The organism is Arthrobacter sp. QXT-31, assembly GCF_001969265.1.
GTDB lineage: Bacteria > Actinomycetota > Actinomycetes > Actinomycetales > Micrococcaceae > Arthrobacter.
Genome location: NZ_CP019304.1, coordinates 4,664,281 through 4,689,030, shown reverse-complemented (window position 1 = coordinate 4,689,030; position 24,750 = coordinate 4,664,281). Strand labels below are relative to the sequence as shown.

Annotated in this window: 27 protein-coding genes and 1 pseudogene; 13 read left to right on the top strand and 15 right to left on the bottom strand. The window is 65.7% G+C overall.

The genetic code is table 11. From position 1 onward, the window contains the following. Nucleotides 1-394: 394 nt before the first annotated feature. Nucleotides 395-667, bottom strand: coding sequence for a DNA gyrase subunit A (locus tag BWQ92_RS21445; RefSeq protein ID WP_076803059.1), 273 nt, complete (start codon nucleotides 665-667; stop codon nucleotides 395-397). 256 nt (nucleotides 668-923) lie between these two features. Here BWQ92_RS21445 and BWQ92_RS21440 point away from each other — a divergent pair, with 256 nt between their 5' ends. Then, on the top strand, nucleotides 924-1,523 hold the full coding sequence (locus BWQ92_RS21440; protein WP_157365224.1) for a substrate-binding domain-containing protein: 600 nt from the start codon (nucleotides 924-926) through the stop codon (nucleotides 1,521-1,523). A gap of 77 nt (nucleotides 1,524-1,600) precedes the next feature. Here BWQ92_RS21440 and BWQ92_RS21435 read toward each other — a convergent pair whose 3' ends face one another. The 3 genes from BWQ92_RS21435 to BWQ92_RS21425 are packed head-to-tail and all read right to left on the bottom strand — an operon-like array spanning nucleotide 1,601 to nucleotide 3,662. Further along, nucleotides 1,601-2,224 (bottom strand): energy-coupling factor transporter transmembrane component T family protein, encoded by a 624-nt coding sequence (locus tag BWQ92_RS21435; RefSeq protein ID WP_076803056.1) that lies wholly within the window; start codon nucleotides 2,222-2,224, stop codon nucleotides 1,601-1,603. Continuing rightward, nucleotides 2,221-2,946 carry an energy-coupling factor ABC transporter ATP-binding protein gene (locus BWQ92_RS21430; RefSeq protein ID WP_076803054.1) on the bottom strand — a complete coding sequence of 242 codons (726 nt, stop codon included), beginning with the start codon at nucleotides 2,944-2,946 and terminating at the stop codon, nucleotides 2,221-2,223. The genes BWQ92_RS21435 and BWQ92_RS21430 overlap by 4 nt, the downstream gene beginning before the upstream one ends. Continuing rightward, complete coding sequence (locus BWQ92_RS21425) at nucleotides 2,943-3,662, bottom strand: biotin transporter BioY (protein ID WP_076803052.1); 720 nt, start codon at nucleotides 3,660-3,662, stop codon at nucleotides 2,943-2,945. The genes BWQ92_RS21430 and BWQ92_RS21425 overlap by 4 nt, the downstream gene beginning before the upstream one ends. Before the next feature lie 289 nt (nucleotides 3,663-3,951). Here BWQ92_RS21425 and BWQ92_RS21420 point away from each other — a divergent pair, with 289 nt between their 5' ends. The 4 genes and pseudogenes from BWQ92_RS21420 to BWQ92_RS21410 all read left to right on the top strand — a co-directional run bounded on the left by BWQ92_RS21420 (nucleotide 3,952) and on the right by BWQ92_RS21410 (nucleotide 8,453). Beyond that, nucleotides 3,952-5,550, top strand: a complete 1,599-nt coding sequence (locus tag BWQ92_RS21420) for an ABC-F family ATP-binding cassette domain-containing protein (RefSeq protein ID WP_076803050.1) — start codon at nucleotides 3,952-3,954, stop codon at nucleotides 5,548-5,550. Then, nucleotides 5,444-6,628: pseudogene (locus tag BWQ92_RS24770) on the top strand (DUF222 domain-containing protein); the annotation flags it as partial. The gene BWQ92_RS21420 and the pseudogene BWQ92_RS24770, both read left to right, overlap by 107 nt. A gap of 508 nt (nucleotides 6,629-7,136) precedes the next feature. Continuing rightward, entirely contained in the window at nucleotides 7,137-7,541 is a 405-nt protein-coding gene (locus BWQ92_RS23690) for an HNH endonuclease signature motif containing protein (RefSeq protein WP_076799514.1), read from the top strand. A gap of 333 nt (nucleotides 7,542-7,874) precedes the next feature. Then, nucleotides 7,875-8,453: a dihydrofolate reductase family protein gene (locus BWQ92_RS21410; protein ID WP_076803046.1), complete on the top strand. Its 579-nt coding sequence runs from the start codon at nucleotides 7,875-7,877 to the stop codon at nucleotides 8,451-8,453. A 34-nt stretch (nucleotides 8,454-8,487) separates the two neighbouring features. On the opposite strand, the gene BWQ92_RS21405 is transcribed toward BWQ92_RS21410, so the two are convergent. Genes BWQ92_RS21405 through BWQ92_RS21390 form a run of 4 tightly spaced genes read right to left on the bottom strand, consistent with a single transcriptional unit; the run spans nucleotide 8,488 to nucleotide 10,548 of the window. After that, on the bottom strand, nucleotides 8,488-8,955 hold the full coding sequence (locus BWQ92_RS21405) for a YbaK/EbsC family protein (RefSeq protein WP_236783022.1): 468 nt from the start codon (nucleotides 8,953-8,955) through the stop codon (nucleotides 8,488-8,490). A gap of 16 nt (nucleotides 8,956-8,971) precedes the next feature. After that, nucleotides 8,972-9,844 carry an SURF1 family cytochrome oxidase biogenesis protein gene (locus BWQ92_RS21400; protein ID WP_076803043.1) on the bottom strand — a complete coding sequence of 291 codons (873 nt, stop codon included), beginning with the start codon at nucleotides 9,842-9,844 and terminating at the stop codon, nucleotides 8,972-8,974. Then, the gene (locus BWQ92_RS21395) at nucleotides 9,845-10,105 is read right to left on the bottom strand and encodes a hypothetical protein (RefSeq protein WP_076803041.1); all 261 of its coding nucleotides are present in this window, start codon (nucleotides 10,103-10,105) and stop codon (nucleotides 9,845-9,847) included. It lies immediately after the preceding gene. Beyond that, nucleotides 10,102-10,548, bottom strand: a complete 447-nt coding sequence (locus tag BWQ92_RS21390; RefSeq protein WP_076803040.1) for a DUF3099 domain-containing protein — start codon at nucleotides 10,546-10,548, stop codon at nucleotides 10,102-10,104. The genes BWQ92_RS21395 and BWQ92_RS21390 overlap by 4 nt, the downstream gene beginning before the upstream one ends. A 139-nt stretch (nucleotides 10,549-10,687) precedes the next feature. On the opposite strand from BWQ92_RS21390, the gene fabG reads away from it, so the two are divergent. The 3 genes from fabG (at nucleotide 10,688) to BWQ92_RS21375 (ending at nucleotide 13,378) form a co-directional block, all read left to right on the top strand. Then, nucleotides 10,688-11,413 carry a 3-oxoacyl-ACP reductase FabG gene (fabG, locus tag BWQ92_RS21385; protein WP_076803039.1) on the top strand — a complete coding sequence of 242 codons (726 nt, stop codon included), beginning with the start codon at nucleotides 10,688-10,690 and terminating at the stop codon, nucleotides 11,411-11,413. Nucleotides 11,414-11,617: 204 nt separating this feature from the next. After that, entirely contained in the window at nucleotides 11,618-12,370 is a 753-nt protein-coding gene (locus BWQ92_RS21380; RefSeq protein WP_076803037.1) for an SDR family oxidoreductase, read from the top strand. Between the two features lie 147 nt (nucleotides 12,371-12,517). Next, entirely contained in the window at nucleotides 12,518-13,378 is an 861-nt protein-coding gene (locus tag BWQ92_RS21375; RefSeq protein WP_076803035.1) for a VOC family protein, read from the top strand. 6 nt (nucleotides 13,379-13,384) lie between these two features. Here the strand turns inward: BWQ92_RS21375 and serB are convergent, their stop codons facing one another. After that, on the bottom strand, nucleotides 13,385-14,290 hold the full coding sequence (gene serB, locus BWQ92_RS21370; protein ID WP_076803034.1) for a phosphoserine phosphatase SerB: 906 nt from the start codon (nucleotides 14,288-14,290) through the stop codon (nucleotides 13,385-13,387). Nucleotides 14,291-14,406: 116 nt separating this feature from the next. Here serB and BWQ92_RS21365 point away from each other — a divergent pair, with 116 nt between their 5' ends. Then, the gene (locus tag BWQ92_RS21365) at nucleotides 14,407-15,180 is read left to right on the top strand and encodes a phosphatase PAP2 family protein (RefSeq protein WP_076803032.1); all 774 of its coding nucleotides are present in this window, start codon (nucleotides 14,407-14,409) and stop codon (nucleotides 15,178-15,180) included. Here the strand turns inward: BWQ92_RS21365 and BWQ92_RS21360 are convergent. Then, nucleotides 15,157-16,419: an MFS transporter gene (locus BWQ92_RS21360; RefSeq protein ID WP_076803030.1), complete on the bottom strand. Its 1,263-nt coding sequence runs from the start codon at nucleotides 16,417-16,419 to the stop codon at nucleotides 15,157-15,159. The two genes, BWQ92_RS21365 and BWQ92_RS21360, sit on opposite strands and share 24 nt — an antisense overlap. A gap of 70 nt (nucleotides 16,420-16,489) precedes the next feature. Between BWQ92_RS21360 and BWQ92_RS21355 the strand changes: the two genes are divergently transcribed. Then, the gene (locus tag BWQ92_RS21355) at nucleotides 16,490-17,014 is read left to right on the top strand and encodes a CGNR zinc finger domain-containing protein (protein WP_076803028.1); all 525 of its coding nucleotides are present in this window, start codon (nucleotides 16,490-16,492) and stop codon (nucleotides 17,012-17,014) included. On the opposite strand, the gene BWQ92_RS21350 is transcribed toward BWQ92_RS21355, so the two are convergent. Next, nucleotides 16,993-18,162 (bottom strand): cation diffusion facilitator family transporter, encoded by a 1,170-nt coding sequence (locus BWQ92_RS21350; RefSeq protein ID WP_083706389.1) that lies wholly within the window; start codon nucleotides 18,160-18,162, stop codon nucleotides 16,993-16,995. The genes BWQ92_RS21355 and BWQ92_RS21350 overlap by 22 nt on opposite strands. Beyond that, on the bottom strand, nucleotides 18,159-18,521 hold the full coding sequence (locus tag BWQ92_RS21345; RefSeq protein ID WP_083706388.1) for an ArsR/SmtB family transcription factor: 363 nt from the start codon (nucleotides 18,519-18,521) through the stop codon (nucleotides 18,159-18,161). The genes BWQ92_RS21350 and BWQ92_RS21345 overlap by 4 nt, the downstream gene beginning before the upstream one ends. A gap of 89 nt (nucleotides 18,522-18,610) precedes the next feature. Here BWQ92_RS21345 and BWQ92_RS21340 point away from each other — a divergent pair, with 89 nt between their 5' ends. Genes BWQ92_RS21340 through BWQ92_RS21330 form a run of 3 tightly spaced genes read left to right on the top strand, consistent with a single transcriptional unit; the run spans nucleotide 18,611 to nucleotide 21,088 of the window. Continuing rightward, nucleotides 18,611-19,396: an ABC transporter ATP-binding protein gene (locus BWQ92_RS21340; protein WP_076803024.1), complete on the top strand. Its 786-nt coding sequence runs from the start codon at nucleotides 18,611-18,613 to the stop codon at nucleotides 19,394-19,396. 18 nt (nucleotides 19,397-19,414) lie between these two features. Then, nucleotides 19,415-20,203, top strand: coding sequence for a sulfite exporter TauE/SafE family protein (locus tag BWQ92_RS21335; RefSeq protein ID WP_076803022.1), 789 nt, complete (start codon nucleotides 19,415-19,417; stop codon nucleotides 20,201-20,203). A gap of 15 nt (nucleotides 20,204-20,218) precedes the next feature. After that, entirely contained in the window at nucleotides 20,219-21,088 is an 870-nt protein-coding gene (locus BWQ92_RS21330; RefSeq protein WP_076803020.1) for a TrmH family RNA methyltransferase, read from the top strand. Between the two features lie 27 nt (nucleotides 21,089-21,115). Here the strand turns inward: BWQ92_RS21330 and BWQ92_RS21325 are convergent, their stop codons facing one another. The 3 genes from BWQ92_RS21325 to BWQ92_RS21315 form a co-directional block, all read right to left on the bottom strand. Next, nucleotides 21,116-22,267: an ROK family protein gene (locus BWQ92_RS21325; protein WP_076803018.1), complete on the bottom strand. Its 1,152-nt coding sequence runs from the start codon at nucleotides 22,265-22,267 to the stop codon at nucleotides 21,116-21,118. An 83-nt stretch (nucleotides 22,268-22,350) separates the two neighbouring features. Next, nucleotides 22,351-23,280, bottom strand: a complete 930-nt coding sequence (locus BWQ92_RS21320) for an ABC transporter substrate-binding protein (RefSeq protein WP_076803016.1) — start codon at nucleotides 23,278-23,280, stop codon at nucleotides 22,351-22,353. A gap of 86 nt (nucleotides 23,281-23,366) precedes the next feature. Next, nucleotides 23,367-24,722 carry an aspartate aminotransferase family protein gene (locus tag BWQ92_RS21315; RefSeq protein WP_076803014.1) on the bottom strand — a complete coding sequence of 452 codons (1,356 nt, stop codon included), beginning with the start codon at nucleotides 24,720-24,722 and terminating at the stop codon, nucleotides 23,367-23,369. Between the last annotated feature and the right edge of the window lie 28 nt (nucleotides 24,723-24,750).

Here is a 24,750-nt window from a genome sequence, read left to right as displayed (position 1 = left end):
TTTATGGACCCTTGTCAGAACCAGCGCCAGACGTCCCTCATGAGCCAAACCAGGAACATCGCGAAGAGGGTTGGCGGTATCAGGTACAGCACCCAGTCGTCATGCCACTTACATTTCGCCATATCTGTTCCCTTCATTCCTTACCTTCAAGAGAGGCAAGACGGGATTGAGTGGGCAATGGTGGTACCTCCATTTTCAGGCACATTGTTCTGGGCGGCGAGGCCGACCCAGGTAAGCCAGGCCCTCGGTCACGGCCGGGCGTCCACTGTTTAACCTCAACCAGTCCAGTTTCCTTGGTCTACTCCAAAAGGGGGAAGCGGGAAGTCGAATGGCTGAGCCGCAGCATCTATGTCGGAGGACGAGGAACCAGTGATCGAGGGAGAACAGGAGGTCCTCAGCGGCCATCAGGCAACCTTGATCTAAGTTGTTCTGCCTCGGCAGCGAGCAGCTGACGGTGGTCGCGGGTGAATCTTCTAGCCTGCATGTCAAGGACAGCCCGGCTGCCCAACTCTCCCACACCCAACAGTTGACCCACCCGACGTCTTGCTTCGTCCACGTCCTCTGAATCCTCAATAACCTGAAAGACCTCGTCACGCCGATTCACCGCCCGCACCAGGGCATCGACGATCATCAAGTGGTCCCTTATCCGCCGCTCATCCTCATCCATGCGGCGATTCTTGCATGACCGAAGTCAACAGGGCATTGCGTCCGTTGGGGGTCCTATCTGAGAACGAATCCGCCCACAGGCGATTCTTGGGGCCGCCGCTGACTACCGGGGACGCTGCGCCGACCAGGACGGCCGGCACGTTCGAGTAGTACACCGATAGGACGTTGTCCCTGCCGATGTGCGGAACGTTGAGCGGATCAGGGGTGGCCTAATTCCTCTCATCGCGGCTTCGGATCCAACTTTGCAGCGTTCCAGCATGCCGTTCGCACTGATTGGGCGGACGCGGCATCCGGAGCAGCTGCCCTACGTGGACGTAGATTTTGAGAATTCGATGGTCGAGGCGGTCTCCTACCTTGAGGGCCTCGGCCACCGCAGGTTCTGCTTCGTGGACAGCGGCGGGGCCGAGCATGCACTGAGCGGCTACGGTCCGGTCGTGCGGAGCCGGGCGACCTTTGCCGCGGAGGTGGAGCGCCGCGGGCTGGAATCCATCCACATCTCGTGTGAGGAGTCGCCAGTATCCGGCCAGGACGCCGCCGAAAGGCTCCTTGCCACAGCCCCGGACACGACGGCCGTGATCCTCATGAACGACAACGCGTCGTTCGGGTTCATCAATGGCCTGGAGAAGCACGGCATCGACGTTCCCGGGGATATGTCGGTCCTGCTCATCGGCTCAACGCCGGACGTGGCTGCCACGGATCCGAGGATGACCGTCCTCACGCTGCCCAGTACTGAGCTGGGGCGGATGGGCGTGGAGACCCTCGTCGACCAGCTCGAGGAACGGGGCGAACCGATGCGCCAGGCCGTGGTGATCTGCCGGTTCGAGGAAGGGCAGTCCACCGGACCTGCCCGGCGGTAAACCAACGTGGTCGCAGCTGTGAGGTTTCTGAGCGCTCGGAACGCCCTGTGCTGCGACCCAGTTGGGGGATGACCCCGTCAGTCCTCCGGTTCGCCCAGTCCGCGGGCGGCCAGCGCCTCGCCCGTGTGCCGGGCATACGCCACGGTGGTGATGAACACCGGCAGGACCAGGGCCCGCGGGTTGCGTTCCAGTCCGCGTGCCCGGGCCGAGTCCCGGACATCCGCGAAGGCCCCGGCAATGAACGGAATGCTCCGGAGCATGATGGCAATGGTCAGGGCGAAACGTTCGGGATCAGCGCCAAAGCGCCGGAACGGGCGCGCCAGGGAGACGACGCCGTCGAGCAGCCGGTGCAGTGGCGTGGTGGCGGTCAGCAGCGACGCCGCCACGACACACAGCAGAATGTTCAGAACGATCCGCGCGGCAACGGGCGCGCCCAGCTGCCACCACTGGAAGGCCCCGATCACCAGCAGGATGGGAAGCAGCGGTTTCACGGCACGGTAAAGGCGCACAGCCCCGGCGCCGCTGAGCAGGAACAGAACGCAGAGAACGGTGAGTGCTGCGGCCGCCAGCCGCCAATCGACAATGAGGAACGAGGCGGCTCCGCAGGCCAGGACGAGGAGGAACTTGAGCCACAGCGGCATCCGGTGGATCAGGGAAGTGCCCGGCACATAGTTGGCGAGCAGGAAGCCGTGACCCCTCACAGAAAATCCCCGCCAGACAGGCTCCGAACGGAAAGCGAGCGGTAATGCTCGACGGCGGCGGCAGCACCGCCGTCGTACGCAATCTTTCCGGACTCAACGACCAGTACCCGGTCCATGTCCAGCACCAGTTCCAGGTCATGCGTGGACATAATCACCTGCTGGCTGAGGCCGGCTACGGTGCGGCGCAGCAGCTCGCGGTTCCGGAGGTCCAGCAGCGTGGAAGGCTCGTCCAGCACGAGCACATCGGGTTCCACCGCGAGCACTGACGCCAGGGCAAGGAGCTGACGCTCACCGCCGGAGAGCTCGTAGATGCTCTGGTCCGCCAGCGGCAGCAGCCCGAACCGGTCGAGGGCGGCGGTTGCCTGCGCGCGCCGCTCCTTCCCGTTCCGCACCGAACGCCGGAGGGACAGCTCAACATCCTCCCGCCCCGTGGGCATGACCAGCTGGGAGAGGGGGTCGGTGAAGACGAAGCCCACCTGCTGCCGCACCGCGCGCACGTTGCGGACAGTGTCGGCACCGTTGACGGTCACGGTCCCTGCCGTCGGGGCAACGAGGCCGTTGAGCATGCGCAGGAGCGTCGACTTGCCGGAACCGTTCGCCCCGATCACACCGATGCGCTCCTCGGTGAGTTCCAGTGAGATGTCCTGGAGCAGAACTTTGGGGTCAGCCTGGCCGTCGATGGCCACGCTGACCCCTGCGTTCCTCAGAGAGATGGTGCTCACTGCTGGGTGGAGGCTTCCGGCGTCTCGGCCTTCTGTGCCTCGGGCTTCTGCGTCACCGGCGGCTGCGTTGCGGAGGGCTGCGTAACCGGCGTCTGGGGGAGCGGCCGGACGCGGCGGACCAGCAGGTCGGGGAAGGCCTTGTGCAGGGCGATGGCCACCGCGACGGCGAGCACGTTTTTGAGGATGTCGCCGGGGTAGAAGGGGAGATCGGCCAGGAACGCCTTGGCGAAGTCCAGCTTGGCGTTGACCATCATGCCTACGATGCCCAGGCCGTGGATCAGCACAATGCTGGTCACCATGGCGGCTGCAAACAGCAGGGCGGCACGGAACTTCACGGTGCGACGGATAATGACGGCGGCCAGCCAGCCCACCGCCGCGGCAGCGAGGGGGAAGGCGATGATGTAGCCGGCCGACGGTCCGGCCAAAATTCCCAGGCCGCTGCGTCCGCCGCTGAAGATCGGAAGTCCGGCGAGCCCAAGCAGGGTGTGGAGGCCGACGGCGGCGAACGCGCGGCCGGGGCCGAGGGCGAGCCCGGTCAGCATGACTGCGAGGGTCTGGAGCGTGATCGGAACGCCAAGGCCACCCACCGGGATGGCCGCAACCAGTGCTGCGGCTGCCACGAGCGCGGCGAAGACGGCAATGAGGCCGAGGTCGGTGGCGTTCCAGCGGCGGCGCTTGGCCGGGTGCAGGGCGCCGGCGGAGGGTGTCTGGGTCATGGGAAGTCCTGTCGAAGGGGTACAAACAATTATCGGCTCCTGTCGACGTTACTGGTCCGCCAACAGGTGCATTTTGTTGCTGTTCTACAAGAGGGACCGCCGCGGGTCTAGCCGTGGGCACAATTACTCCGCCCCTCCTCACGGAATCCGGTTCTGGGCGTGTTGCACAGGCCGGTAGACTTGAACGGGCCGTTCTCCGGCCGGCATCCCCGGTGTTCCTTGCTTTGTGGCCCGCGGCATGCAACCCGCCGTGCTGCGGCATTCCCTGTTGTGAAAGGCCTTACCTGCTGTGATTACCGTTCAGGAACTTGAACTCCGTGCCGGCGCCCGCCTGCTCATGGACCAGGTGAGCTTCCGGATCGACAAGGGTGACAAGATCGGACTGGTGGGCCGCAACGGTGCCGGCAAGACCACGCTGACCCGCGTGCTCGCGGGCGAGGGCCTGCCTGCCGCCGGCAAGGTGACCCGCAGCGGCGAGATCGGTTACCTGCCGCAGGATCCACGCACACCGGACATGGAGCAGCTGGCGCGGGACCGGATCCTGTCCGCCCGCGGACTGGACGTCGTCGTCGGCAAGCTGAAGAAGGCGCAGGCCGACATGGCCAGCGACAACCCGGAGGTCCAGCGCAAGGCCATGGGCCGGTACGACCGGCTCGAGGCGGAGTTCCTGTCCGGGGGAGGGTACGCGGCGGAAGCCGAAGCGGCCGCCATCTCCTCCAACCTCGCACTGCCGGAGCGCATCCTCAACCAGCCGCTGAAGACACTGTCCGGCGGTCAGCGCCGCCGTGTGGAACTGGCGCGCATCCTTTACTCCGGCGCGGAAACCATGCTCCTGGATGAGCCCACCAACCACCTCGACGCCGATTCCATCTCCTGGCTCCGTGACTTCCTTAAGAACCACCAGGGTGGCCTGATCGTGATCAGCCACGACGTAGAGCTGCTGGAAGCAACCGTCAACAAGGTCTACCACCTGGACGCGAACCGGGCCCAGATCGACTTCTACAACATGGGATGGAAGCGCTACCTGCAGCAGCGCGAGACGGATGAGCGCGCCCGCAAGCGCGAACGCGCCAACGCCGAGAAGAAGGCCCAGGTCCTGATGGACCAGGCCAACAAAATGCGGGCCAAGGCCACCAAGGCCGTTGCCGCGCAGAACATGGCCAAGCGCGCCGAGCGTCTGCTCAGCGGCCTGGAGGCCGTCCGCGAGCAGGACCGCGTGGCAGCACTGCGGTTCCCGGATCCGTCGCCCTGTGGCAAGACGCCTCTCACGGCCGAAGGACTGAGCAAGTCCTATGGTTCGCTGGAGATCTTCACCGACGTGGACCTGGCCATCGACCGCGGCTCCAAGGTGGTCATTCTCGGCCTTAACGGTGCCGGCAAGACCACCCTGCTGCGCATGCTCGCCGGCGTGGACCTGCCGGACACCGGCGACATCGTTCCCGGCCACGGACTCAAGGTGGGCTACTACGCCCAGGAGCACGAAACCCTGGACCACGACCGCACCGTCCTCGAAAACATGCGCTCCGCCGCGCCGGACATGAAGGACGCGGAGGTCCGCGGCATCCTGGGCTCGTTCCTGTTCTCGGGCGACGACGTCGACAAGCCCGCCGGCGTGCTCTCCGGCGGTGAGAAGACCCGTCTGGCCCTGGCCACCATCGTGGCCTCCAGTGCGAACGTGCTCCTCCTCGACGAGCCAACCAACAACCTCGACCCCGCCAGCCGCGCCGAGATCCTGGGCGCCCTGCGGAACTACACCGGCGCCGTCGTCCTGGTCAGCCACGATGAAGGCGCCGTCGAGGCACTCAACCCCGAGCGCGTGGTGCTGCTGCCCGACGGCGTTGAGGACCTGTGGAACGAGGACTACCTGGACCTCATCACGCTGGCGTAGCCTTCGCAGTGGCGGGACTGACGCTGCGCCCTTAAATGTCAGACCCCCGGATCAGACTGTTTCTATGGAAGCCGTTGGGGGATTCACCGCAGACCGGGCCTTAGGGCCCGGTGCCGGTGCGTTCGCTTCCGTCTCGGGGAACGACGGCGGTGGCTGGCTCACTGCTGGGGCTTCCGACGGCGGTTCACCCGACGGTTGGGCGCCGGACGGCGGGTCTATTAATGTCAGACCCCCCGATCAGAATGGGTTTATGGAAGCCATTGGGGGATTCGCCGCAGACCGGGCCGAGCAGCCCGGCGCCCGCAGGTTCGCTTCCGCCCAAAGCCCTGGGCCGGCTTCCATTGGCGCGACCGCCCTTCAAAGCGTCCCTGCTGAGCTGGACGCGGTTGACCAGGCCATAGCTGCGCTGGACTCGGAAACGATCACCGCCGAGGACACCGCCTTGTGGAGCTTTGGCCGGTCTGCTGATTTCGCGGACCGGGTTGAGCGGCTCTCCCGGAGGGTGGAGCATCTGCAGGTAGTCGCCGCCGGTGCCGTGGAGAGGTCCCGCACCGCGGCCCTCACCGCCGCCGCGGCACCCCTGGTCCCCGACGCCGTTCCCGTCCCGGATGCGGACCCCAATGCTGATGGTTCCCGGAATACCGTGGATTTCCTTCGGACCAGGCTGGGCATCAGCGCCTGCGAGGCCCGCCGCCGCCTCACCCTGGCCGACTCCATCCTTCCCAGGGCAGGATTCGGCGGCCAACAGCTACCGCCCCGCTACGGGGAACTCGCGACGGCGGTCAGCACCGCCCAGGTCAGCTCCCGTGCCGCGACCACGATCACCCTCGCCCTGGACCGGGCCCGGCACTTCACCACCCCGGCCCGCACCGCCGCGATGGAACACGAACTCACTCAAACGGCGATCGACAATGACGCCGACTTCGTCACGCGCGTCGCCCGGCACTGGGCCGAGGCGATCGACCAGGACGGCCCCGAACCCTCCGAACCCGCGCTCCGCCAGATCCAGGGCGCCTTCATCCGCCGCCCCAAACACGGCCTGCACCACCTGGAAATCTTCGCCACCCCCGAACAGTTCGAAACCCTCACCACCGCCATGAACACCGCCACCAACCCCCGCACCCCGGCCCCGGAACACGCAGACGGGAATGGCAGCGACGGCGATGGCGGGAACGGGGGCCACGGCGATGGCGGCCACGGTGCTGGCGGCGACGGGAGCGGGCGGCGGATGCTGATGCTGTCCTTGCCCGGTGGGACAGCCCGGGTGTACCGGAAATCGACCTGGATCACCGGTCGCAGGGGCAGAAACGCCTCGACGGGCTCGTCGGCGCCTGCCAAACCGCCCTCACCACCGACGCCCTGCCCGCCAACGGCGGCACCGCCCGCAGATCCTGGTCACCATCGACTACCGCGACCTGCTCGCCAGAGTCGAGCAATGGCTGGGCCAGCCCAGCACCGCCAGTCTCCAAGGAGCGCTGGACACACAGTGGGCCCAAGGCGATCAGGATCTGCAGCCAGCCTCCGCCGGTCCGCTCAACGCCGCCCGAACCGGCGACGGCACAGCCCTGTTCGCGTTCAGCGGGCCGGTGAACCCGGCCACGATCCGCAAAATCGCCTGCGACGCCGACCTCATCCCCGTCGTCCTCGGCACCGGCGGCCGCATCCTCGACGTCGGCCGCGCCTCACGGATCTTCCCGCCCCACATCCGCAAAGCCATCATGGCCCGCGACCAAGGCTGCGCGTTCCCGCAATGCACCATGCCCGCACCCTGGTGCGAAGCCCACCACATCACCTACTGGTCACGCGGCGGACCCACCAGCACCGGCAACGGCGTCCTCCTCTGCAGCTATCACCACCACCTGATCCATAAGGAAAACTGGACCATCGAAGTCACCAACGAAGTCCCCTGGTTCAAACCACCACCAGAACTCGACCCGGGACGAAAACCCCGCCGCAACCAATACTTCCGCTCACGACCCCACCGGGACTGAGCTTCCTGCTGGCTTCACAGATGGGTTCCTCGAAGCCAGAGCGGGGAAGACTTAGATCGGCCGCCAGGCAATCGGGCTGGCAGGGGCTGTCGCCTGGCGACTCCCCGAAATCGGGGGTCAGATCTGTGCCGCAGTACCACCCTGCCGGTGGACTGCAGCGTGGCGGCACCCTAGGGGGTGGCCTTGGCTGGAGGGCAATCCCAGGGGCCCGATGCTGCGCCTGTCGTAAACCTTGACCGAGCGTGGTGGCCAGCCATGGATTCGGTGGCTAGGCTCGTCCCGCTGTGACATCAGCATTTCCAAGCCCGATCTGACGCAATCGAGGAGAGCACCATGGCCGCTACCTACACCTTCGACGTCTTTTGCAGCCTCGACGGCTTCGGCTCCCACACCGGCAACTGGGGCGGCTACTGGGGCAAGCAAGGCCCCGAACTGCTCGAGCGCCGCCTCGCGTTGTACGGCGAGGAGCAGCGGATGGTCTTTGGGGCCAACACATACCGGGCGTTCGAGCGGATGCTGGCCGCGAGCAGCGAAACGTCCGAGGTCCGAGATCCATGGGTCACCCGGATGACGAATCTGCCGGCAACGGTGGTGTCGAGAACACTGCAGGAACCGCTCGACTGGCCGGACGCGACCCTCGTAGGTGGTGACGCGGTCGACGTCGTCGCCCGGCTCAAGGAAGAGTCAGAGGTGCCGCTGCGCTCCCACGGCAGCCTGTCAATGAACCGGGCACTGATGGCCGCCGGACTCGTCGACCGTGTCCAGGTAACCGTCTTCCCTGTAATCACCGGTCAGACCGGGGCAGAGCCAATCTTCCAAGGCGCCGCCGATTTCGACCTTGAGCTGATCGAGAGCCGGACGCTCGACGGCCACACCCAGGAGCTCATCTACCGGCCCACCCTTCACGCCTGACTCCATCCGCAGGCGAGGACCAGGACCTGTGCCCCTACCGCACGCGAAGCGCGTGCGCGTCCGTGATGCGCTGCAGCTCGCCGTAGCTGATGGAGAACATGGAGTGGTGGTCGCCGGCCCCGGCCCAGAGCGTTGCGTGTTCCTCGAGCGAAGCGTCCAGCAGCGTGCGGATCCTGGCCGGATGCCCGACGGGTGCAACGCCGCCCACTTCCTGGCCCGTATGGTGCAGCACGAACTCAGGCGCGGCACGGCGGATCCGCCCCGTGCCCAGCTGGGAGGCGACCAGCCTGACGTCGACCTTGGCAGCACCGCTGGCGAGGATCAGCAGGGGAGTGCCGTCCACTTCAAACACCAGGCTGTTCGTGATGGCAGCGACGTCGCAGCCAAGCGCGTCAGCCGCGGCAGCCGCCGTCGGAACCGCTCCGGGTAGAACCGTGACTGTGTCACGGGCACCGGCTGCGGTCAGGGCGCGGCGCACGTTGGCCACGGGGTCGGCAAGCATCTCCGTGCTCCTGTCGTCAGTAGCCCTGGGCATCCAGGATCGCGTCTTCCTCTTCTTCCGCCGTCGGCCGCTTGCGCTTTCGGGGTGCCGGCGGACGACGGCGGGCTCCCGCGGCGGTGTGGGCAAGCTCGCCGTCCGCCGCTTCAGCGTCCTCGGCATCCAGCGCGGCGTTGCGCGCCTGCTGCCGGGCCGCGTAACCAAAGGCCACGAACATGAGGATGCCAAAGGCGAACCACTGCAGTGAATAGGACAGGTGCGTCCCCTCGTCCATCGAGGGCACGGGGAACGGCTGCGGCGTGACCGCGGCTGGCGGTGTCTCCGAGGCGAGCTGCCCGTAGGCGCCCGTCAGCAGCGGATAGCCGAGTTCGGCAGCGTAAGCGGGCAGGTCAATGGAAGCCAGCTGGCCCTCCGGTGCGCCGCGCTGCAGCGTGGGTTCGCTATGCTTGAGCCGCACCACTGCAGTGACCTGCCCGGACGGCGGTGCAGGAACGGAATCCGGGCGGCCGGGCGTCTTGTTGCCGATCGGCAGCCAGCCGCGGTCGATCACCACGGTCTCGCCGGATGCGAGCTTGAACGGCACCACCACTTCATAGCCGGGCTGCCCGTTCAGGGGGCGGTTGCGCACGATCCGCTGCCCGTCGACGTCGTAAGTGCCCTGGAGCCGGACCTGGGTCCACTCTCGGGACGGGTCCAGTTGGTCGAACTGGCCGCGGGCCTCGGCAAATGTGATCGGAGTGGCCGAATAGTTGGACGTGACCCGCTGGATTTCCGCCAGCGTTTCGGCCCGGCGGTCCATCTGCCAGCGGCCCAGGAACACGCAGCCGGTGGCGAAGATTGCGGCCAGCAGCAGGTAGCCCAGCCACTTGCTGGAAAACAGGAACTTGTACATTCAGCCGTTCCCGCCTGGCTCCGCCGCCTCGAAGGGCACGGTTTCCTTCCAGAGCCCGCGGGTCTGCAGGTAGTCCTCCAGCCACGCCTTGTGCTCACCGCACGCCAGCCACACCTTGCGGCGCTCGGGCGTGTGGATCTTGGGATTGTTCCAGAGCAGCTGCCACGAGGCGTCAGCCCGGCAGGCCTTGCGGGAACAGGTGGCCGCGGAGGCCTGCCCGGCAAAATCCCCGCTGCCGCCACCCAGGTTGAAAATGTTCATGAAGCTTTCTGTCCCCGGCCGTCGTCGTCTTCTTCGTCATCAGCAATGAGCTCGCCTTGGAGCACCGTTGGTTCATCCGCGGTGTCGCCGCTTTCCGCGGTTCGGGAATCCCCAGCCGCTCCCAGTTCAGCGTACGGCGTGTAGTCGAGCAGCGCCTCGCTGTGGACCTCCGCCTTGTCCGAACCGTTGGCGATCACCACCGCGATCCACGGCAGGAAAACCGCCCCCGCCACCGCAACCAGCTTGAACCAGCCGTCCACCACAAAGATCAGGATCAGGCACACCATGCGGATGCCCATGGCGAGGGCGTACTTGATCATGCGCTCCCGCATATCTTCGGAATGCGCTGCGGCGGCATCCGTAATGCTGATGACTTCCGGATGGCCGGCGGTGGAGTCACGCTTCCCGGGCGTCTGCGGTCCGGGCTGGATTTCAGGTGTCACGACTGTCTCATCACGCTCCAATGGCTACCCCAATTCTCTCACCATCCGAAGGAGGCTCCCAATCGGACGATAAGATCGGAGGCAGTTCAAAATCCAGCCACCATAGCGGAGCCATGCTCCGCGGAAATCCGGAGCACACATGTCTGAAGCAGCAACCACGGCCCGCAGCGTCCTCATCACCGGCGGAAACCGCGGCATCGGCCTGGCCATCGCGGAGGCATTCCTGGCCAACGGGGACAAGGTGGCCGTGACCTACCGCAGCGAATCCAAGCTGCCGGACGGTGTCCTGGGGGTCAAGGCCGATGTGACCGATGAAGCCTCCATTGATGCTGCATTCGCCGAGGTGGAGGCCGCCCACGGTCCCGTTGAGGTGCTGGTGGCCAACGCCGGCATCACCAAGGACATGCTGCTGCTGCGCATGAGCGAGGACGACTTCACGTCCGTCATCGACACCAACCTGACCGGAGCCTTCCGCGTGATCAAGCGCGCGTCGAAGGGCATGATCCGGCTGCGCAAGGGCCGCGTGGTACTCATCTCCTCCGTCTCCGGCCTGTACGGGGCACCCGGCCAGATCAACTACTCCGCATCCAAGGCGGGCCTCGTGGGCATCGCCCGCTCGCTGACCCGCGAACTCGGATCGCGCGGGATCACGGCCAACGTCGTGGCCCCCGGTTTCATCAACACGGACATGACGGCTGAGCTGCCAGAGGCCACGCAGAAGGACTACCTGGCCAGCATCCCCGCCGGACGCTTCGCCGACGCCTCGGAAGTGGCCAACGTGGTGCGCTGGATCTCCAGCGACGAGGCTGCTTACATCTCCGGCGCCGTCATCCCGGTCGACGGCGGACTGGGCATGGGCCACTAGGCTCCCGCACCATCCCTGCCTGCTTCCGCCTCCGGCGCGCACCGGCTTCTTTGTCGCCTTCCGACAAAGGAAACCGGCATTCCCGCTGGCATGATGGACTGCAGGCCACCAAGCATTAGACGTTTCGAACAAAACAACAGGTTTCAAGACAGAGTTTGACTCTGAGAACAAGACAGAGTTTGACTCTGAGAATAGGGAGCCCACATGGGACAGCTCGACAATAAGACTGCCATCGTCACCGGTTCTTCGCGCGGTATCGGCGCCGAAGTTGCCAAGATCCTCGCCGGCGAAGGCGCCGCCGTCGTCGTTAACTACCGCCAGAAGGCGCCGCGCGCCAACAAAGTGGTGGCCGGCATCGAGGCCGACGGCGGCCGTGCCGTCGCCGTCGGTGCTGACCTGACCACCCAGGAAGGCGTGCAGGCGCTGGCCAGCGCCGCCATGGAGAACTTCGGTTCGCTGGACATCCTGGTCCTCAACGCCTCGGGCGGCATGGAAACGGGCATGGAGGAGGGCTACGCCCTCAAGCTCAACCGCGACGCGCAGGTCAACATGCTTAACGCCGCCGTGCCCCTCATGAAGGAAGGCTCCCGCGTGGTGTTCGTCACCAGCCACCAGGCGCACTTCATCAACTCGGTCCCCACCATGCCCGAGTACGAGCCCGTGGCCCGCAGCAAGCGCGCCGGCGAGGACGCTCTCCGCGAACTGCTGCCGAACCTGGCTGAGAAGGGCATCTCCCTAGTGGTCGTGTCCGGCGACATGATCGAGGGCACCGTGACCGCCACCCTGCTCGACCGCTCCAACCCGGGCGCCATCGAGGCGCGCCGCGCCGAGGCCGGCAAGCTGTACTCGGTGGAGGAGTTCGCCGCCGTGGTCGCCAGCATGGCTACCGCAGACGTCGAGTCCGGCCACACGGAATACGCCGGCGGTTCGGACTACTTCGGCAAGAACGCCGGCTAGTTACTGAAGCAGTTGTCCGCGGTCCTGCCGCAAATCTCCGAAGGCCCGGTGTGCAGCAGCGCCGGGCCTTCGCTGTCCCCTAGTAGCACGCAAGTTGAGGCCGCGCAGGCGTTGTCCGGGCGGCCCGTGACGCCTAGGGTCATAGCCATGGCAGAGGATTCAGCGCTACCGAAGCGGACCTATCCGGCCGGCGTGCCGTGCTGGGTGGACAGCCAGCAACCCGACGTCGAAGCGGCCACGAGGTTCTACGGCGGATTGTTCGGGTGGGAGTTCGACGCCGGTACGGCACCGCCGGGGGACGGCGGCAGTTACGTAATTGCCCGGCTCGCCGGCCAGGAGGCCGGCGCCATCACCGGTTTGGGAACCGGCATCCACGGCGTGCCCGCGTGGAACACGTACATCGCCGTCGAGGATGCAGACTCCGCGGTGCGGCACCTGCTGTCCGCCGGCGCAACCCTGAAATCCGCTCCTGCCGATACCGGGGCCGGAGGGGTCCGGGCCGTGCTGGCCGACCCCGAAGGAGTGGAGTTCCGCCTTTGGCAGCCACTGCAGAGGCCGGGCGCCCAGGCGGTTAATGTGCCAGGCGGCTGGAACTTCAGCGACCTCCATACAGCGCACACGGATGCGGCGGCAGATTTCTACGCCAGGGCCTTTGGTTGGCAGTTCGACCGGCTCGACTTCGGCACCATGATCCGCCGGCCCGGATACGGCGACCATCTGGAAGCCACCATCGACCCCGGCATCAGCGCCCGCCAATCGGGAGACGCCGTGCCCGCAGGTTTTGAGGATGCTGTGGGCTGGCTTGCCCCGGCCGCCCAGGGCGAGCGGCCGCACTGGCATGTCACCTTCACGGTTGCCGACCGCGACGTGGCTGTCCGGGAGGCGGAGCGCCTCGGCGGCCACGTCCTCGGACAGGAGGACACCGAATGGACACGGACCGCCCTCATCCGGGACCCCGGCGGGGCTGTGTTCACGGCCAGCCAGTTCACGCCGCCGTCGGGTTTTTAGCCCAAATCAGACGCCGGCGATGTGCCGCACCGCGTCGAGGTACGGCATGTTGACGGCGGCGTCGGCGACGGCGAGGACGGCGGGCTTGGCATTGAAGGCCACCCCGATGCCCGCGGCGCCGAGCATGTCCAGGTCGTTGGCGCCGTCGCCCACCGCGATGGTGTGCTCCAGTGCGATGCCTTCAGCGGCGGCCCATTCGCGGAGGTACTTTTCCTTGGCGGCGCGGTCGATCACGTCGCCGACAACCTTTCCGGTGAGTGCGCCGTCCACGATTTCCAGTTCGTTGGCGATCCAGTAGTCCATGCCGAGGTCCTCGGCGATGGGGCGCAGGATCTGGTTGAAGCCGCCGGACACCACTGCCACGGGATGGCCTGCGGCCTTGAACGCGGCCACCAGCTCGGCGGCTCCCTCACTCAGCGTCACCTCCGAGTAAACGGAGTCGACGACGTCGGCAGGCAGCCCGGCCAGGACGGCCACCCGGGCGTGCAGGCTCTGGGCGAAGTCGAGTTCACCGCGCATGGCGGCCTCCGTGACGGCTGTGACTTCGTCGCGCTTGCCGGCGTAGGCGGCGAGGAGTTCGATGACCTCCTGCTGGATCAGGGTGGAGTCGACGTCCATGATGAGCAGCTTGCGCTCCGCCTGCCGCAGTTCTGCGGGAACAATGGCGGTGTCCACTCCTGCGCGCCCACCGTTCTCCTTGGCGGCGGCAATCACGTGCCGCAGGCGCGCGATATCCGCGGCTGACCCCGAAGGAACGGAAAAGTCCAAGGTGCAGACTTCGAACCGTCCGTCGCCGGCGGTTGAGGTTTCTCCGAAGGCGGCGTCGGAGTCCGCCAGCAGGGACCGCAGGTTCTCCGGTTCCGAGGGGGACAGTTTCGGGCCATAGCTGACCGCAGTCACGTTCGAAGTCATGACTACAATCTTATCGAGCGAGGGCCCGCCTCCCGAATCCATTGCGCCCGACCCTTCCCAGCCGGCTCCCAGCAGACATCCGGCAAACGGGGAGCGGATTCCGGCAGAATGGTCTGATGATCTCTGCCCTGACTGCCCGCCTGCGCCCGGGCCCCCTGCCACGGGCGTCGCAGCAGGTACTTTTCTGCTGGGCCGGGGCTCTTTTGGTGGTTGGTGACGCGGTTTTCTGGCTCATGTTCGCAGCCGTCCAGTCGCACTCGGGGCTGGCAGCAATGGACGGCACTGCGCACAGCCTGCTGGTGGATTCGCGCAATCCTGCCGCCACCGCGCTGTTTTCGGTCGTGTCCGCCGTGACCGCGCCGGAAGTGCTTTCCGTCGCCGGTGCGGCGTTCGCCCTGGCATGGGCCGTCTGGAAGCGTGAGCTGTGGCGCCCTGCTGTGCTCATGGGGGCCATCGTGCTGGCCGTGGTCCTCACCACCCTCATCAAGCAGCTCGTCAGCCGGTCACGTCCGCCCGCTGCTGACTTCCTGCTCGGCCCGGACGATGCCCTCTCGTTCCCCTCGGGGCACACCGTGGGAGTGGGCGTGATCACGGTGGTGCTCGCCTACCTTGTGGTGTCACGCTCAGGAACGCGTACGACGGCGGTGCTTGGGTTCTCCGGGGCCCTTGCAGTTACGGCGCTGGTCGGCTTAAGCCGGCTGTATCTGGGCTATCACTGGCTCACCGACGTCGTGGCGTCCTTCGGCGTGGCACTCGCTGCGGCAGCGGTGGCAATGTTCACCGATGTGGCCCGGCACGGCTCTGCGAGGCTGCATCAAAAAACGTCCGAAAGCCTGCCACCCAGCAGTTCGGCGGATGCTGATCCGTCAACTCCGGACGCGCAGGCGTAGCAACGCCACGCCCGCCGCAGCGATGACTGCAGCCGCGAAGGCACTGATGCCGGAGTAGCCGGTGAGGCCCATGACGGGTCCTGACAGCGCGCTTCCCACCGCGCCGGCCAGGGACATGGTGGCGTCCGAGAACCCCTGGACCGGGACGCGCTCAGCGGGGGTGAGCGTGGCGACGAGCAAGGTGGAACCGGCAACGGTGGTGGCCGACCAGCCAAGCCCGAGCAGGACCAGGCCTACCGTGACCGAACCCATGCTCTGCGATGCCAGTCCGGTCAGGGCAACGGCGCCGAGCAAAGTCAGCAGGCCCGCGAGCGCGGCGGTCCGCGGTCCGAGACGGTCGGTCAGGACGCCCATCAGCGGCGAGAGGGCGTACATCCCCGCGATGTGCAGCGAGATGGTCAGGCCGATCAGGGCGATGGTGTCCGGGTTACCCGCGGTGTGGCCGGCGTGGTGCTGCATGTGCAGCGGCGTCATGGACATCACGGCGACCATCACCGCGTGGGCCGCGACGACGGCGATCACCGCTGCGCGGGCGCTGGGGTGCTGCCGTACGATCTGCCATCCTTCCCGCCAAGTGCCGGAGCGCTGTGCACCCGGCAGCGGGTTCCCGCCGTCGAGCGCGCGCCGGGTCAGGAGCGGATCCGGGCGCAGGGCCAGCACCACGATAGCGGCCCCGACCACCATCCCCAGCGCTGATATCAGGAACGGCCCGGCAGACGCGGGAATGGCCAGCCAGCCGGCCAGGACTGCCCCCGGAGCCACCATGTTGGGCCCCGCGACAGCGCCGATGGTGATGGCCCACACCACCAGCGACAGGTCCCGTCCGCGGTGTTCCGGCTCGGCCAGGTCGGTGGCAGCAAAGCGGGCCTGCAGGTTGACCGCGGACGCCAGTCCCACCAGGAAGGCCCCGCCGAGCAGAAGCACAAACAGTCCGGAAGTCACGGCGCTGACCATCAGGAAGGTGCCGGCGATCGCCGCGGCCAGACCGGTGGTGAGGGCAACCCGGCGTCCCCGTCGCAGAGCCAGCCGGGACAGCGGAATCGCCGTGGCCGCGGTGCCCAGGGTCAGGGCGGTGTTCACGGAGCCGGCCCATGCTTCGGACCCTGACAGCTCCACAGCCAGGATGGAGCCCAGGGCAAGGGTTGAGCCGCTGCCCAGGCCGGAGAAAATCTGTGCGACCGACAAGGTCCGCACCATGCGGCGCTGGATGGAACGGGTTGCTTCGGCGGTGCTGGTCAACTTGTGTGATCCCCTCGGGCAGGTCCTCGTTGTGGAAAGCTCCACAGGACAACTGTGATGTCATGGGTTTATGCAGTTCAACCATGACAACATGCACGGCGTGCGGCTGGCGGAATCCCTCGTCAACATGCTTGCCGACGGCCAGTGGGGCAGCGACGCGCTGCAGGAGCTCCTGGCAAACCACCTGTTCCGCTCGCCCCGGGTCACACCCGCGTCCCGGAACGAGCTCCGGGAGTGGACAGTCCGGCTGCAGACAGTCTTCGCCGCCGGGGACCAGGCGGCCCGCTGCTCAGCGGTCAACGCCCTGCTGGCGGCGGGTGTGCGGCGCGTGTTCCTCACCACCCACGACGACATGCTCCCGCACCTTCACTTCGCGGACGCCAGCGAAACGCTGGTTGAAAGGGTGCGCGCGGTCACTGCCGGCGGACTGGCCATCTTCATGACCGAGGCCGCCGGCGAGCGGCTCGGCGTCTGCGCCTGGCGGGACCGCCACCGCGTCTTCGCCGACACGAGCCGCGGCGGAAACCGGACATACTGTTCAGCCCGGTGCGGCAACGCTGACGCAGTCCGGCGCTACCGGGCGGGGCGCGCTTGAGCTGACGGGCGCTTGAGCGCGGCCGTGGGCGTGAGAGCCATGTCGTCGAGTTTGGGCAGGGCGTGCCGAAGCCGGTGCTGGGCCTCGCGCATGGTCTGTTCTGCCAAGGCCAGGCTGCTGCCGCCGTCGAGCCCGATGGTGGCCGCGCCCTGGAGCCGGTGCCCGACCCACCGCAGCTGCACGCGCCTCACTTCCACAACACCGGGCGTTCCCTCAAGGGCGCCGCGTGCACGGTCCACGAGTTCGGGCTCGATGCCGTCCATCAGCCGGCGTCCGATGCTGCGGACCGTGCCCCACAGCAGCATGATGATGGCCGCCGAGATCAGCAGGCCAACGATCGGGTCCGCCAGGGGAAAGCCGAGCATGACGCCGCCGGCGCCAAGGACCACAGCCAGGGAGGTGAAACCGTCCATCCGCGCGTGAACGCCGTCGGCCACCAGTGCAGCGGAACCGATCCGGCGCCCGATCCGGATGCGGTAGATCGCCACTGCTTCGTTTCCGGCAAAGCCGATCAGTCCCGCGGCCATGACCCAGCCAAGATTCTGGAGCGCCTGCGGGTGGATCAGCCGGTCCACCGACTGCCACGCCGCCACCACCGCCGAGAGTGCCACGACGGCGACAATGAACAGCCCCGCCATGTCCTCCGCCCTGCCGAAGCCGTACGTGTAGCGGCGGGTAGCCGCGCGCCGGCCCAGGACGAACGCCACCCACAGCGGAACGGCGGTCAGCGCGTCGGAGAAATTGTGGATGGTGTCCGCCAGCAATGCGACGGAACCGCTCACCAGAACCACCAGGAACTGCAGGACCGTTGTTCCGAGCAGCATGAGCAGGCTGATCTTCAGGGCCCGGATGCCCTGCGAGCTTGCCTCCAGGGCATCGTCCACAGAGTCGGCCGCATCGTGGGTGTGCGGGATGAACAGCTCGTAAAGCCAGCCCTTCAGGCCCTTGTGATGCGTGCGCCCATGGTCATGTGAGTGGTCATGCCCATGGCCGTGGCCGTGGTCGCCGTGGTGATGGTCATGATGGGCTTCGTGCCCGTAGTCATTGTCATGGACATGCCCGTGGTGGCCGTGCGGCTGGTCGCGGTCATGGTGTTCCGGAGCGTTTCCGCCCCCTGGCAGTCCGGTTGTCTGCGTGCGCTCACTCATGATTCCGTTCCCTTCGTGCGGTGGTGGGCCGGCTGGCCGCCAAGCGCATGCTCGGCCTGGAAGATTGCATCCGCGACGAGCTGGCGGGCGTGCTCGTTTTCGAGCCGGTAGAGGACCTTGGTTCCTTCCTGGCGGGTGGAAACCATGCGCGCCAGGCGCATTTTGGCCAGATGCTGTGACACGGCTGCCGGCGACTTGCCCACCACCTGCGCCAACGCCCCGACGGCCATTTCACCCTCACGCAGCGCCAGGATGATCCGCACCCTCGTGGCGTCCGCAAGCATCGCGAAGATCTCCACCGCCAGTTCCACATACTGGCTATCGACGTCGAGCCTGCAAGCCTTCTTATCTGCGTTCATACGCATATAATGACACAAACAGGAGGGCCCCGCGACGGCGGCCAGGCCAGTTATCAGTCACACCCTGTTTTGTCCTAGTGTCTACTTCTATGAGTGATGTTCTTGAAATGGCCGCCGTCAGCGTTGTGCGCGGAGCCAAAACGCTCCTGAGCAAGGTGGACTGGCAGGTCAGGGAAGGCGAACGGTGGGTCATCCTCGGCCCCAACGGCGCTGGCAAGACCACTCTGCTGCAGATTGCCGCCGCCCGGCTCCATCCCACCAGCGGCATCGCCGGCATCCTGGACGAAAGCCTCGGAAAGGTGGACGTCTTCGAACTGCGGCCGCGGATCGGCCTGTCTTCCGCCGCACTGGCCACCCAGATCCCGGAATATGAGAACGTGCTCAACGTGGTGGTCACTGCCGCCTATGGAGTGACCGGCCGCTGGCGCGAAGGCTACGAGAAGGACGACGAGCGCCGCGCCTTCGCCCTCCTGAACGACTGGGGGATGGGCCCTCTCCTGAACCGCAAGTTCTCCACGCTCTCCGAGGGTGAGCGCAAGCGCGTGCAGATCGCCAGGGCCCTGATGACCGACCCCGAACTCCTGCTGCTCGACGAGCCCGCCGCCGGCCTGGATCTTGGCGGCCGCGAGGACCTCGTGCACCGCCTTAGCCAGCTGGCCATGGACGAGGATGCGCCGGCGATCGTGCTGGTCACGCACCACCTCGAGGAAGTCCCGCCGGGCTTCACCCACGCAATGCTCATGCGCGACGGCGAAGTGGTGGCTGCCGGTCCCGTCGACGAGGTGCTCACCTCAGGCAACCTGAGCGAGACGTTCGGCCTGCCCCTGGACGTCTCCGTGAACGCCGGCCGCTACACGGCAACCGCCCGCCGCTAGCGGGGCAGCCTGCACAGCGTGGAGTTTCTCAGCGGGATTATTGTGTTCTTTGCCGGCCTCTGGGCCGGCACCATCAACAGCGTTGTAGGCTCAGGAACCCTCGTCACCTTCCCGGTGCTGATCGCCCTGGGCATCGCACCGGTGACGGCCTCCATGAGCAATGCCATGGGCCTCGTTGCCGGCGGTGCCGCTGGCGCCTGGGGTTACCGGCGCGAGCTGAAGGGCCGCGGCCGCCAGCTCCTGCGGCTGCTTCCGGCGTCCCTGCTGGGAGGCATCAGCGGAGCCTGGCTCCTGCTTCACCTGCCGGAGCAGGTGTTTCATTACGCGGCGCCGGCGCTTATTGTCCTGGCCCTGCTGATGGTGGTGTTCCAGCCAAAGCTCCAGCAGTGGGTGCGGAACCGCGAAGAAAACCCCGAGCACGCGCTGCGGGACAAGCACCACGGCATCCTGCTGGTGGTGCTGGTTTACCTGGCCGGGGTCTACGGCGGCTACTTCGTCGCGGCGCAGGGCATCCTGCTGGTGGGCATCCTCGGCGTCTTCATGACCGGCACCATCCAGAACGCCAATGCCATGAAGAACATCCTGGTGCTGGGCGTAAATCTGTTTGCGGCCGCCTCATACCTGCTGTTCGCCTTCGGCCGGATCAACTGGACCGTGGTGGCCCTCATCGCCGTCAGCTCCCTCATTGGCGGCTTTGTGGGCGCAAAGGTTGGGCGCCGGCTCTCACCCCCGGTACTGCGCGGCGTGATCTTCACCCTCGGACTGGTGGCGCTCGGCGTCATGGTTGCCAACCTGCTCAACGGATAAGTAAAAGGACTGCCGGTGACTTTCCACTACCTCGAGTCTGCCGCGGATCCGCGCGTCGCCGACTACACGCAGCTGACCGACGTGCACCTGCGGAAACTCCGCGAACCCGCCGAGGGAATGTACATCGCCGAATCCTCCCGCGTCCTGCGGCGGGCCCTCGCCGCCGGGCACCGGCCGCGGTCCTTCTTCCTGGCCGAGAAGTGGGTTGCGGACCTCACGGACATCTTCGAGCAGTACCCGGACGTTCCCGCGTACATCGGCAGCGCCGGCCTTCTGGAGGAAATCACCGGATTCCACCTGCACCGCGGCGCCATGGCAGCCATGCACCGCCCGGCGCCGGTCCCGTTGCCGGAACTGCTTGCGGGCGCCCGGGGCGTGGCGGCCCCGGAGGACACTGTGGACCCCACCAACGTGGGGTGTTCCAAGACACCGCATCGGTCGAGAATCGCGGTCCTGGAGGACTTGACCGATCATACGAACGTTGGTGCCGTTTTCAGGTCAGCTGCGGCGATCGGTGTCGACGCTGTACTGGTTACGCCGCAATGCGCCGACCCGTTGTACCGCCGCTCGATCAGGGTCAGCATGGGCACCGTTTTCCAAGTTCCGTGGACGAGGGTCGACCCGTGGCCGGCCACTATCGAACAGCTGAAGGAAGCGGGATACTTCGTGGCAGGCATGTCTCTGGGGGAGGGAGCCATCACTCTTGACGAACTGGTGACACAGGACCATGAGAACCTGGTCCTGGTCTTCGGAACGGAGGGCGAGGGGCTGAAGCCTGAGACCGATCGACTGCTCGACGCACGAGTGACAATCCCCATGATGAACGGCGTAGATTCGTTGAACGTTGCTGCGTCGTCGGCCGTGGCGTTCTATGCGACCAGGTAACGCGTCGAACTATGTACTTCTTGCCTGCTACGGGCTAGGGCCCTCCCGGCTTGCCTCCAGCACCGATTCCCGGAGCCGGGACTGTGCCAGGGTCAGTCCCGCATATGCTGCTCCACTGGCCACCGATAGTCCGAGCACTTGCGGTGCGACCCTGATCTCCGGAACGACGGGAAGGTTTTGCTCGAGCCGCCTGCGCGCCTCGGGAAGGACTTCAACCACCAGCGGACTCAAGCGACCCACGAAGTACACGGATTCCGGATCCAACGTAACTGCAACGGCACCGACAGCGGTGACGAGCGCCGTCGTAAACGCCTCCATCACCTCCGCACGGGATGCCGCTTCCTGCGGCTGGGACCAGAGCGCTTCGATGCGCTCCAGCTCCATCCCTCGCCCCTTGGAGAACTGGAGGAGACCCTTTGTGCTCAACAGCCCATCGAGGGACTCATTGCCAACGCCCGAGTAGAGAACACCACCGAGGTCACCGAAAGTAGGCGTACGCCCCTGGACGATCTCATGATCAGTACAACTAGCGAACGTCAGCACGGTACTGAGCATGAACAAGGCAGCGTTACCTATGCCCGCATCATCCTTCAGGATCCCCCGGAGGGACGCGCTGGCGTCGCTCTCAAGGCTCACGGGAGCGTTCAGTCGATCCTCCAGGCAATTCTGGAGAGAAGAATCAATAGAACTCTTCCGTGTTTCCGGTGTCCCAGACCTCCTCACGCCATGCGGGACACGGCCGGGCAGTCCGACGACGATTTGGCGCAATGGTCCCTCTGCGGAATCACTGGTCTTCGCAATCAGTTCCGCCAGCCACCTGGCAGTTGTTTCAGCATCGCCCCCTTCGTGGCTGGGAACAATGAGATGCCTAATCTCGCGACCTCGCAGGTCCGTTACCAAGACGCAGGTGGTTTGCGCTCCGAAAGAGATACCCACAATGTGTCCCGCCGTGCCGGGTATATCGAGAAACGTGGAGCGTCGACCGCGGCGCACAACTGCGTCGACTCCCTGCTCAACGAGGAAACCGTCGAAAAGAAGCTCATCCACCTTCCGGGACACTGTCGCCTGGCTTAGACGCGTCAATTCGATCAGCCTGCTCCGCGTCAAAGGTGCCTCCGAAAGGACCGCATCAAGGACCGAAGCCTTAGTGTAGTCACCTGCCGTGGGGATGCTGCTCATAGCACAACCTTAATGAGAGTTCAGACCAAAACCGGTATATGAGAGGCGGCCCGGTATTCGTTGTATAGGGGTTAGTGGTTTTCTTACTGACGGATCTTGGCTTCTGTGATGGCTGATTCTCCCAAGCCCCAGTAGTCCAGCGACTCCTTGTATTCCGGGGTTTCCAGAACGGACTGGATGGCTTTCTGGAGGGCCGGTGTCAACGGTGATCCCTTTTTCAGGCCCATCGCAACGTTAGTGTCCGTGCGGGTATCCATTCGCGGCTCCAGGACCGTGAAGTGGCCCGGCTGCTGCTCCTTGGCCCACGCCAGGGCACTGGCGTCGTAAAAGACGCCGTCGATCCGCTTTGAGTCCAGTTGCGTCAGGGCTTCCTGGACGTTGGGCAGCGTGATGGCGTTGATGGCTTGGTTCCCCTTTTCCTCACAGGTCCATTTCGAGACGTTCGGCAGGTGCTTCAGTTGCTGCGAGGACCCCTTGGTCACGCCGATATTTTTGCCACACAGTGCATCATTGGCCAGATTGAGCGGGTTGCCCTTGGCCACAGCCACGGCGGAACCACCCTTAAGGTAGTTGATCATATCCAGAACCTTCAGCCGCTCTTCCGTGGCGGACATCGTGGTGGCCGTGAAGTCGTAGCGGCCGCCGTCAATTCCGGGAATGATCGTGTCGAACGCCGTGTTCTCGAACTTCAGCTTCAGCCCCAACTTTTTGGCTACAAGGCGCGCGAGGTCCGGGTTGACGCCAATGGGGGTTGCATTATCCTCAGCGAGGAAGGTCATCGGCGGGGAGCTCAGATCCATCGCCACGGTCAGTTCGCCCTTGGCCTTGTAGGACTCCGGTAGCAGCGCCACCGCGGCCTCATCCGGTTGAACACCCTCTGAGATGTCACGAGTGTTCTGGGTCTTCGGGATATCCGTGGCCTGGCTGCCTGTTGCCGCGCCGCCGCACGCGGAAAGGGCCAGCAGGACGGCGAGTCCGGCAGCAGCGGTGTGGATCGTGTGTCTGGTCTTCATGGTGCAATCCTTCCAATCGTTTCAGCGGGTGTAATCCGCAGAATGAGTGAGCTTGTTTAGCAGGATTCCCCCCGTCCCGTTCGGGCCTAGCGCAGCGTCTTGAAGGCACGGCCCATTGCTTCGAGCAGACGATCAGCATCATTGCTGGAGAACGGCATTGGGGGGCGGAGTTTCAGGACATTGCCCTGGGCACCGCATGCCGAGATGAGAATCCGGTCCTGCCTAAGGGCGTTCACAATGCCAGCGGCGGCTTCGCCGTCGGGTGAGAGTGTGGCTTGGTCCGTGACGAGGTCGACGCCGATAAAGAAGCCGCTGCCGCGGACTTCTGCAACCTGATCCAGACCCTGAGTGAGATCCTTGAGTCCGGTGAGGATCTTTCGGCCGACCTTGAGGGCGTTTTCCATGAGCGATTCCTCCCGGATCACGTCCAGGACGGCCTGCGCCGCCGCAATCGCGACTGAATTCCCGCCAAAGGTGTTGAAGTAGCGGATGTTTTTCCCGAACTCCTGCAACAGTTCGGGCCTGAAGATGGCAGCCGCAACGGGAATGCCGTTACCCATCGGTTTACCTATGGTCACGATGTCCGGCACGATTCCGTGACGCTGGAAGCCCCACCATTCCTCACCGGTGCGGCCGAAGCCCGGCTGGACTTCATCGGCGATGTACAGGCCGCCCACAGCATGGATTTCCTCGACGATGGGACGCAGGAAGCCTGCTGGGCCGGCGAAGACACCGTCGGAGGAGAAGATGCTGTCGGCGATGAAGGCCGCCACTCCGATGCCATGCCGGTGAAGGTCGGCGACGGCCGCATGCACCTGGTTCCGCAGGTGATCCTCCAGGGACCCTTGATCCAATGGGTATCGCAGGGAGTCCGGGGCGTCGATGACCCGCACGTTCGCACCCAGGGGCACGCCGATGCCCAGGGACGGTGAGAAGGACGCTACTTCGGTGGTGAGTCCGTGGTACGCGCCGGAGGTGACGATGATGCCCTGGTTTCCGGTGGCGTATTTGGCGACGCGCATGGCGAGGTCGTTGGCTTCCGAACCTGTGCAGGTGAACATGACATGGCCAAGCTCGGCGGGAAACGTGGAAAGCAGCTGCTCTGAGTAATCGAGGATGGATTCCTGGACGTAGCGGGTGTTGGTGTTCAGCGTCTGCATCTGTTCGTGGACGGCCGCGATGACACGCGGGTGGGCGTGGCCGACAGAGGGGACGTTGTTGTAGACGTCGAGATAGTCATTTCCGTCGCGGTCAAACAGCGTCACGCCCTTACCACGGACGACTTCCAGCGGTGTGTCATAGAAAAGCCGGTATCCGGGCCCCAGGCTCTGGTCCCGGCGCCGGATGTTCTTCTGCATCTGGTCCGGGAGTTCATCGAGGCGGTTGGGATCAAAGCCATTGACCATTGAACGCGATGGCTTACGGATTTGGGAAGTGTCCATGGTTTCTCCTTGAAGGCTGTGAATCTGG

What these genes read in the sequence shown, in the direction of transcription:
- BWQ92_RS21445 (WP_076803059.1), bottom strand. Translation starts at nt 667, where the DNA reads ATGGATGAGGATGAGCGGCGGATAAGGGACCACTTGATGATCGTCGAT.
- BWQ92_RS21440 (WP_157365224.1), top strand. Translation starts at nt 924, where the DNA reads ATGCCGTTCGCACTGATTGGGCGGACGCGGCATCCGGAGCAGCTGCCC.
- BWQ92_RS21425 (WP_076803052.1), bottom strand. Translation starts at nt 3,662, where the DNA reads ATGACCCAGACACCCTCCGCCGGCGCCCTGCACCCGGCCAAGCGCCGC.
- BWQ92_RS21410 (WP_076803046.1), top strand. Translation starts at nt 7,875, where the DNA reads ATGGCCGCTACCTACACCTTCGACGTCTTTTGCAGCCTCGACGGCTTC.
- BWQ92_RS21405 (WP_236783022.1), bottom strand. Translation starts at nt 8,955, where the DNA reads ATGCTTGCCGACCCCGTGGCCAACGTGCGCCGCGCCCTGACCGCAGCC.
- BWQ92_RS21400 (WP_076803043.1), bottom strand. Translation starts at nt 9,844, where the DNA reads ATGTACAAGTTCCTGTTTTCCAGCAAGTGGCTGGGCTACCTGCTGCTG.
- BWQ92_RS21395 (WP_076803041.1), bottom strand. Translation starts at nt 10,105, where the DNA reads ATGAACATTTTCAACCTGGGTGGCGGCAGCGGGGATTTTGCCGGGCAG.
- fabG (WP_076803039.1), top strand. Translation starts at nt 10,688, where the DNA reads ATGTCTGAAGCAGCAACCACGGCCCGCAGCGTCCTCATCACCGGCGGA.
- BWQ92_RS21380 (WP_076803037.1), top strand. Translation starts at nt 11,618, where the DNA reads ATGGGACAGCTCGACAATAAGACTGCCATCGTCACCGGTTCTTCGCGC.
- BWQ92_RS21375 (WP_076803035.1), top strand. Translation starts at nt 12,518, where the DNA reads ATGGCAGAGGATTCAGCGCTACCGAAGCGGACCTATCCGGCCGGCGTG.
- serB (WP_076803034.1), bottom strand. Translation starts at nt 14,290, where the DNA reads ATGACTTCGAACGTGACTGCGGTCAGCTATGGCCCGAAACTGTCCCCC.
- BWQ92_RS21365 (WP_076803032.1), top strand. Translation starts at nt 14,407, where the DNA reads ATGATCTCTGCCCTGACTGCCCGCCTGCGCCCGGGCCCCCTGCCACGG.
- BWQ92_RS21355 (WP_076803028.1), top strand. Translation starts at nt 16,490, where the DNA reads ATGCAGTTCAACCATGACAACATGCACGGCGTGCGGCTGGCGGAATCC.
- BWQ92_RS21350 (WP_083706389.1), bottom strand. Translation starts at nt 18,162, where the DNA reads ATGAGTGAGCGCACGCAGACAACCGGACTGCCAGGGGGCGGAAACGCT.
- BWQ92_RS21345 (WP_083706388.1), bottom strand. Translation starts at nt 18,521, where the DNA reads ATGAACGCAGATAAGAAGGCTTGCAGGCTCGACGTCGATAGCCAGTAT.
- BWQ92_RS21340 (WP_076803024.1), top strand. Translation starts at nt 18,611, where the DNA reads ATGAGTGATGTTCTTGAAATGGCCGCCGTCAGCGTTGTGCGCGGAGCC.
- BWQ92_RS21325 (WP_076803018.1), bottom strand. Translation starts at nt 22,267, where the DNA reads ATGAGCAGCATCCCCACGGCAGGTGACTACACTAAGGCTTCGGTCCTT.
- BWQ92_RS21320 (WP_076803016.1), bottom strand. Translation starts at nt 23,280, where the DNA reads ATGAAGACCAGACACACGATCCACACCGCTGCTGCCGGACTCGCCGTC.
- BWQ92_RS21315 (WP_076803014.1), bottom strand. Translation starts at nt 24,722, where the DNA reads ATGGACACTTCCCAAATCCGTAAGCCATCGCGTTCAATGGTCAATGGC.